Genomic DNA, 2,823 nt, shown 5'->3' with positions numbered 1-2,823 from the left:
CTGGCGTTCCGATGCCCTATCTGGGTTGCCATGAGCAACGCGATGGCGGCTCGCCGCCGGCGCTCAAACGCAACGCACCTACGTCGTCACGATTACGCACTCCGATCACGATCGATTAAGTTCAACGGCGGCGGTAACCGGGCCGCCGCGAAAAGATTATGATTTCAAATCCGGCGTGATCGGCGGCTCCGGTTCACCGCTTTGTTCGCCTGCGTTTGTGTCGCCGTGACGTGGTTGATCAAAAAAGGGCCGGTATCCGGCAGGCACATTTCCCCAGTTGCCAAGGTCACATTTGAAATAGTCCGCCTTGTGGCCACGTTCCAGCATCCATTGTGCGAAGTCCCGTCCGCGATCAGTTAAGCCCACGCGATTCCGAAGATCACATTGTAACAATCCAGCGTCAGGTAGTTGCTGACACAGCTTGTCAACCGAGAAAAAACCATCACCAGCTTGGCGGGGTGACCCATAGAGATAGCGAATTCCCGAGCCAAAAATGTTTTCGCGAGTTAGGGTAATCGACGTTTCGAACATCAGGATTATGAATTGCCTTGCCGCGGGATCCAGCAAGTCATTGATAACCTGGAAGTGCGTATTCTGATCGACATTCGTATTGATTGTCCCTCTTTGGCGCACTCCAAGTTCTTGAACACGCCCCTTGATCAAAGTTGATGCAGCGCCAAGGGAGGATTGTAGATTACCCGATGAATGCCGCTGGTACTCAGCCAGTGTTACCCCCGCAAGGTCAGAAGGAACCTTGAGGTTGGCGCCACGATCGAAGACAGCAAAAGTCCGTTCGCGCCCCAATCCACCGATGAAAAGCCCCAGCTCAATTAGGACATTGTCACGGGCCGACTGTTTTTCGACACCTCGTGATTCAGTTAGATCATCTGGTGTCAAAACAAGAACGGCAAAGTCAAAATCGGTCAAACGCTCGACAAGCGTTTCTAGTGTCCCGGTACTCAGACCAAAGAGACCCTGACTCCAAATCACGACTTCGCAAACGCGGTCTAAGTTAAGTTGAATGGCCTCGGCAATTTCAACACCCTCGGCGGACGAACCAATGAAAACTGATGGGCGTCGTTCTGTCATAGAGGTCTCATTTAAAAGGCGAACGGTAACGGTCACCGGGTAGGGGTGATCGTAGTGGAGGCGGTAAAATGGCGAAGCCAACCGCCGGAGCGGAGAGCACACCTACTCCGGTGCACCGTATGGTTCGCCGCTTCAGCATGGAGGCCGCGCACCATTTTGGCGGCGTTCACTTCAGGCGTCGGATTATAGCAGCACCGAGGCAGGCGTTGGAAATCAGCAGTCTGAACTCGAGCACGGATTTGCAGTCGCCAAACAGCCTGACGCGACGTTTTGGCGTTCGTTTCGTTGGCAACGATTCCCATCCCAGCCTGGAGGCCGCACACCGATCACCTGAGCGGAGACAGTCGCTGGCTATCCGCGGCCTGAATCAAGCATCCAACCACAGACGGGGAACGCCACCGATGACCGAGCGGTGGCAAGTAAAGTTTCCATCAGGAAGCAGCCGATCCACCGCTTCGGTCCATCGGATTGTTCTGCATTTATTCGGACGACATTGAGTACCCTAGCACATTCGCGAGTCGCTCCAACAATGCACGGGTTTGTGTCTCGTGAGAATTGTAGAGATACAGTACATGGATTGGACCGTTCGGGATTACGACGCATTTCAGGAAATGCTTATCCGACTGTCGGTCATTTCCAACAATCATCTCAACCGCACCCATGAGCGGTATCATCGCCTGATCCTTCGCTTCGTGAGGCAGGTCTAAGCGGCGTGCGAGAGCTTCAGCTGCGTAGCGTGCACCTCGGTCATTATCGATTTGTACGAATCCGAATTCTGCCGTTGCTCTACGCACCACTTCATCGACGCATAGGTTTTCAACGTCGTTCTTTGGCCGCAGGCTTGTCATGGATTTTAATGCAGAACGGTAGCGATATGCGGGCCGGGAGGAACAGTTTTCCATTTCGCAAATCACGCAAGCCCGGCTCCGTATCATCGCATGGTTCGCACGGGTTTTGACGCGATCTTGCACCAAGCTCTTACGAGGTACGGAGTATAGCATCCCAACGGATTGCGGCAAACGCATTTCGCAATTTGACCAGCGCGACAAACGCGGCGGCGAAACCGATCAAGTGATTCTGCATATTGCAGTGCAATCGATGTTGTGCAGCAATCGCAATACGTTTGATTCGGACGCACGTTGTCGAACATCAGGTGCGAACCCCGAACGGAAAACGCTGCGGCAGTTTGTTTGTCGCTGGCCGTGATAGCGTTCAAAACCAAACGGGTGCCATGAAAGGTGTGCGAACACCACCGATCACGGAGCGGCCGGTGAAAAGTTGGAAGTTGTAAAAAGTCGTCTTGGCCGCTGCCGTGTATCGGATAGTTCGTCGTGTCCCAACGGCGACAGTTCGAACGAGTTTGGCCGCATGCCAGTGTATCGCACGTTGACGAACCAGTGTTCAATGAGCGTTGATTCAGTCCTGGATTCGAGTCGGGGCCGGGCGTTGCAGCACCGACGAACAACATAATTATACAGGCTTGAACCGGTATATACTCATACACCGGGCTTTATCCTGCGAATATACCCCGCGGAGGCCTTTGGCGCTAGCCAGAAACCACAAGGCTGTGAAAGTGCTTTGTGGACCTGGGCTGGTTGGGCAATTGCGGGGCTTTGTCATCGCTTAAGGGAACACTAGCGTTGCTCGATCTCTTTTTGACGACACTGTTGAGCTTTGGCATGGCTGTGGCTTCGGCGGATGGGTTGTTATCGCGAACTCGTATTGATGCGTTCG

At 53.7% G+C, this 2,823-nt stretch carries 1 protein-coding gene; it reads right to left on the bottom strand.

The genetic code is table 11. The features are described from left to right. Nucleotides 1-156 precede the first annotated feature (156 nt). A complete protein-coding gene (locus Pla100_RS30175; protein ID WP_146583106.1) occupies nt 157-1,089 on the bottom strand; it encodes a TIR domain-containing protein in 933 nt (310 codons plus the stop codon). Nucleotides 1,090-2,823: the final 1,734 nt, after the last annotated feature.

Origin of the sequence: Neorhodopirellula pilleata, assembly GCF_007859915.1 — a bacterium.
Classification (GTDB): domain Bacteria; phylum Planctomycetota; class Planctomycetia; order Pirellulales; family Pirellulaceae; genus Rhodopirellula; species Rhodopirellula pilleata.
The sequence above is the reverse complement of the archived record's forward strand: the minus strand, read 5'-3'. Positions and strand labels throughout refer to the sequence as shown.